The 3,782-nt window shown below is 47.8% G+C and carries 5 protein-coding genes; 3 read left to right on the top strand and 2 right to left on the bottom strand.

Features of this window, described 5'->3' with window-relative positions; all coding sequences use genetic code 11:
* Window positions 1–275, bottom strand: a 275-nt coding sequence (locus ACWA6V_RS18755; protein ID WP_449523923.1) for a cellulose binding domain-containing protein, incomplete at its 3' end; no start/stop codon positions are given.
* Window positions 276–672: 397 nt separating this feature from the next.
* On the opposite strand from ACWA6V_RS18755, the gene ACWA6V_RS18750 reads away from it, so the two are divergent.
* Complete coding sequence (locus ACWA6V_RS18750) at window positions 673–1,506, top strand: penicillin-binding transpeptidase domain-containing protein (protein ID WP_449523922.1); 834 nt, start codon at window positions 673–675, stop codon at window positions 1,504–1,506.
* 48 nt (window positions 1,507–1,554) lie between these two features.
* Here ACWA6V_RS18750 and ACWA6V_RS18745 read toward each other — a convergent pair whose 3' ends face one another.
* A complete protein-coding gene (locus ACWA6V_RS18745) occupies window positions 1,555–2,391 on the bottom strand; it encodes a cupin domain-containing protein (protein ID WP_449523921.1) in 837 nt (278 codons plus the stop codon).
* Window positions 2,392–2,529: 138 nt separating this feature from the next.
* Here ACWA6V_RS18745 and ACWA6V_RS18740 point away from each other — a divergent pair, with 138 nt between their 5' ends.
* Together ACWA6V_RS18740 and ACWA6V_RS18735 are read left to right on the top strand one after the other, a co-directional pair.
* Window positions 2,530–2,961, top strand: a complete 432-nt coding sequence (locus ACWA6V_RS18740) for an organic hydroperoxide resistance protein (protein ID WP_449523920.1) — start codon at window positions 2,530–2,532, stop codon at window positions 2,959–2,961.
* Window positions 2,962–3,016: 55 nt separating this feature from the next.
* Window positions 3,017–3,782 (top strand): alpha/beta fold hydrolase (locus ACWA6V_RS18735; RefSeq protein WP_449523919.1); only part of this gene is annotated, 766 nt, incomplete at its 3' end.

The following is a 3,782-nucleotide window of genomic DNA, read 5'->3' as shown; positions in this document are numbered from 1 at the left end:
TTCCACCCTATATTGCTCGCTGAGTAGTTGCCGCTAAGCCGCGCATTCCACGCATTGCTCACGGTGTTTTTGCTGTACGCCCAATTCACTTGCCAACCATTAATGGTTGCGGTGCTGTCATTGGTAACGCGGATGGCAGCGGTAAAACCGCTGCCCCAGGAGTTAGTGACGGTATAGCTACAGCCTGCAGAAACGGCATTGCCCCAAGTTGCGGTCATCAACCCCAACCCGAGCATAGTCGCCAAGCGATAGCCTTTTGCTTTGTGGTTAAGCATAAGGAAGTCCTCAGGGAATAAAAATTTTATAGTTTTACAGCTGTATTAGCTTCGCTAACCAACTATGGAGTTGGTGACATCAGGAAGGGATTGACCGGATTTGCTGCCTGTTGCTATTCATTTATATGAAATTATTTTTATATGTGAATGAGTCAACAGCTTGCATACTAGTGTCGCATAAGGGCTGCATGCAAGGGATTAAAGTGCCAGTTGGCGCTGCAATTAATAAAATAAGATTTAATACCGTGCGTGAAGTGATCCACTTGGCGCTTTGGGGTTGTACTATGACGCTTTCCCAAACCTTGCGCGCGAACGCATACTGACCACTACTAATTCTGCCGACATGGTGAATGTTTGCGGATAAAAAAATGATTGATGGAGAAAATGATTAGTGAAAATGAAAATAATATTGGGCTTGTTGTGTTTAACACCCCTGATCAGTTTTGCCGACGTCTGCAAAACCACCAAGCCAATCAACACAGATCCTTACATTGCCGACATCGGCACCCGTAAAGTGACATTTCTTGCAGTCGATTTTAAAAGTAATCATTGTTGGGCGATCAACGAGGCGGGCTTAACCCAGCGGCATGGTCCTTATTCCAGCTTTAAAATTCCCCACACATTGATTGCGCTTGAAACTGGCGCAATCAAGTCGATTGATGAGCGTATCGAATGGGATCAGCAAAAATATCCCGCTCAAGATTTTTGGCCTGCAACCTGGAAGCAATCGCACACACTGGCATCGGCCTTTAAACATTCAGCAGTCTGGTATTACAAAGCCTTAGTGCCGCGTGTAAAACCTGCAGACTATAAAAAATGGTTAGCAACATTTCATTACGGCAACCAAACATTTACTCCCGGCAGCAATGAGTTTTGGTTGAATAATGAATTACAAATTTCGCCCGCGGAACAAGTGGAATTTATTGCTTGCGTGTTAAAAAATCGCTGTGGTGTTAAGGCCAATCATTTTGCCATTTTTGAATCTGCAGCATTGCAAGAAACCAAAAATAATCTAACGCTCTACGCCAAAACCGGTTCTGGCCCGATTGATCCCAATAATAATGATGGCGCGTTTGAGGGCTGGTACGTGGGTTATATTAAAGATGCAACCGGGAAACCCGTCGCGGCATTTGCGCTTTATATGGAGGCGGAAAGTTATTCAGCGTTGAAGGATTATCGTAAGGTGTTTTCGTTGAGATTACTAAGCGACTTAACATTGTGGAGTGATTAATAAAACGAGCTGATACAGCAGAATCCGTTCTGCTCTATCAAGAAAAAACTAGTGTTTCCCTATCTGACTTTCCTTCAACCACTGCATAGGCGATACCCCGCATTGCGATTTAAATGCGCGCGAAAGTGCCGCTTCGCTGCTGTATCCGGCTTCTTCTGCAATTAATCGCAGCGGTTGGCCTTTCTTCAACCATTTCTGCACCAGGCCAATGCGCCACCGCTGTAAATAATTCGCGGGAGTATCGCCCACGGCATCGCGGAATTGATTGGAGAAAACACTGCGGGACATTCCTGCGATTTTCGCCAGCCGTTCAACCGACCAATCTTCTTGCGGTTTTTCATGCATCGCCACTATCGCGCGCCGCAATTGCGTGTGCGCGAGGCCAGCTAACAATCCCAACTGCGGGTTATCGCTTTCCATCAGCCCGCGCAATAACTGAACCAATATCACTTCAAATAAACGGTCGAGTACTGTCTGTCTTCCGCAATAGTTTGCCTCTGCTTCTGCGAAGAGGAGCGAGAGCAGGGCGACGCTGTGGGGCATTTGCGCGAGCGGAATGCAGATGCACGGGGGCAGCGCATTGAGCAGCGGGTTGGCCGATCCACCTTCAAACAAAATATTTGCGCAAACAAAGTCGGCGCCATGTTCGCTGTCGGTCACAAAACTGTGGGGTGTCGGGCGCGGATAAAACAGCAGGCTCGGTTCCTCAAGCTCATGGGCTTTGGTATTCCCATGCCACACCTCCGCCTTTCCCTTCCTTAATAAATGCAACTGCCCATAGGGTTTGCTGCCATCCAGCGTGTTAATGCCGCACAGCGGGCCGGTTTGGAAGGTTTGGGCGCTTATCGAGAAGTGCCCTAGAAGTGCTGCCAGGCGATCAACCATAAAAATACGATATGTTAAGAATTGAAGATTAATTGTATCAATTCGTGTCGATAAGTCCAGCACAATGCTCCTCGTCAACAGCAACAAACAAACCTCAACCAACAAACCTCAACCAATATCCAAACAGGAATGCAGATTATGAAACCTTCACAAATTCTCTATACCGCTAACGTAGTTTCAACCGGTGGCCGCGAAGGCCGTTCAGAGTCCAATGACGGCGCCTTGTCAGTACAACTTTCCACACCTAAAGCGCTCGGCGGTGCCGGCGGTTCAGGTACCAACCCCGAGCAATTGTTCGCAGCCGGTTACTCAGCCTGCTTTTTAGGTGCACTCAAATTTGTAGCTGGCCAGGCGCGGGTACAAATACCGGCCAGCGCACAAATCGCAGCAGAAGTAGGCATAGGTCCAATCCCAACCGGTTTTGCACTGCGCGTTAAATTGGAAATTTCTCTGCCTGGTTTGCCATTGGCGCAAGCACAAGAGCTGGTTGAAAAAGCGCATCAGGTTTGCCCGTACTCGAATGCAACACGCGGCAATATCGATGTCGAGTTGGTTGTTATCGAGCAATAAATTCACCCACTTTCTTTTCTGTTTTGAAACTTGCGAATTATTTTGGAGATTAATCATGAAAAAATTTATGCACATACTCAGCGCCTTTGTAATCACCACCGCAACATCTTTTGTAACGCTGCATGCACAGGCCGCCGATAAAATCGAACACACCGCAAGCACAGTGACCACCCGCGATGGCGTGCAAATTTATTACAAAGATTGGGGTCCAAAAAATGGCCAAGTGGTGATGTTCAGCCACGGCTGGCCGCTGAGTTCCGATAGCTGGGAATCACAAATGCAATTCCTGGCAGAAAAAGGTTATCGCGTAGTTGCGCATGACCGCCGTGGTCACGGCCGCTCCAGTCAGCCATGGGATGGTAACGATATGGATCAATACGCCGATGATTTGGCCGATGTGATTAGCGCGCTTAAAGTTGATGATGTCACGCTGGTAGGATTCTCCACCGGCGGCGGCGAGGTGGCTCGCTATATTGGTCGCCACGGAACCAAACAAGTTAAAAAAGCTGTACTGGTTAGCGCCGTACCGCCCATTATGTTGAAGACCGAAAGCAATCCGAACGGATTACCGATTTCAGTTTTTGATGGCTTACGCAAAGCATCAAACGACAATCGCTCACAATTATATTTGGATATCGCCTCTGGCCCGTTTTTCGGTTTTAATCGCCCGGGCGTAAAACCTTCAGCAGGTTTGATCCAATCTTTCTGGAGACAAGGCATGTTGGCCGGTGCAAAAAATACTTACGACTCTATCGCCGCATTTTCTGCAACTGACTTCCGAGGTGACCTGACTAAATTTGATGTGCCGACCTTGGTAATCC

This window comes from Cellvibrio sp., from assembly GCF_053579595.1.
This window is presented reverse-complemented; position numbering and strand designations above follow the sequence as displayed.

Coding starts and splice junctions, on each gene's coding strand:
- ACWA6V_RS18745 (WP_449523921.1), bottom strand. CDS start 2,391: ATGGTTGATCGCCTGGCAGCACTTCTAGGGCACTTCTCGATAAGCGCC.
- ACWA6V_RS18740 (WP_449523920.1), top strand. CDS start 2,530: ATGAAACCTTCACAAATTCTCTATACCGCTAACGTAGTTTCAACCGGT.
- ACWA6V_RS18750 (WP_449523922.1), top strand. CDS start 673: ATGAAAATAATATTGGGCTTGTTGTGTTTAACACCCCTGATCAGTTTT.